Origin of the sequence: Shewanella ulleungensis (genome assembly GCF_014648315.1) — a bacterium.
Classification (GTDB): domain Bacteria; phylum Pseudomonadota; class Gammaproteobacteria; order Enterobacterales; family Shewanellaceae; genus Shewanella; species Shewanella ulleungensis.
This window is the reverse complement of record NZ_BMQW01000035.1, coordinates 1-930: the sequence shown is the minus strand read 5'-3', so window position 1 is coordinate 930 and position 930 is coordinate 1. Positions and strand designations below refer to the sequence as shown.

At 55.3% G+C, this 930-nt stretch carries 1 protein-coding gene; it reads left to right on the top strand.

The window, feature by feature from the left end:
• Positions 1-930: hypothetical protein (locus tag IEY40_RS20100; RefSeq protein ID WP_188959360.1), on the top strand; the 930-nt coding region annotated here is incomplete at both ends.

Genomic DNA, 930 nt, shown 5'->3' with positions numbered 1-930 from the left:
CTGGCACCCAGGTTGGCGACACCTTGATTGTCACTGACGGTAACGGTAATGAATTGTTTAACGGCCCTGTCACGCAAGACATGCTCGACAACGGCTTTGACGTTGAAGTGCCTGTGACTGCCGGCGCGACCGATGTTGATGTGACCGCGCAAGTAATTGATATTGTGGGTAACCCATCTGCAACCGCCACAGACAACCAGCCAGTTGACAATGTGGCTGCACCTGCACCGACCGTAGAATTCAGCGGCATGGGCAGCGATGGCGTGTTCAACAGCGATGAGATCGGTACTGACGGCACAGTGACCGCCACCGTAACCTTAGCCACTGGCACCCAGGTTGGCGACACCTTGATCGTCACTGACGGTAACGGTAATGAATTGTTTAACGGCCCTGTCACGCAAGACATGCTCGACAACGGCTTTGACGTTGAAGTGCCTGTGACTGCCGGCGCAACCGATGTCGATGTGACCGCGCAAGTGATTGATATCGCTGGTAACCCATCTGCAACCGCCACAGACAACCAGCCAGTTGACAATGTGGCAGCACCTGCACCGACTGTAGAATTCAGCGGCATGGGCAGCGATGGCGTGTTCAACAGCGATGAGATCGGTACTGACGGCACGGTAACCGCCACCGTAACCTTAGCCACTGGCACCCAGGTTGGCGACACCTTGATTGTCACTGACGGTAACGGTAATGAATTGTTTAACGGCCCTGTCACGCAAGACATGCTCGACAACGGCTTTGACGTTGAAGTGCCTGTGACTGCAGGCGCGACCGATGTTGATGTGACCGCGCAAGTAATTGATATCGCTGGTAACCCATCTGCAACCGCCACCGACAACCAGCCAGTTGACAATGTGGCTGCACCTGCACCGACTGTAGAATTCAGCGGCATGGGCAGCGATGGCGTGTTCAACAGCGATGAGA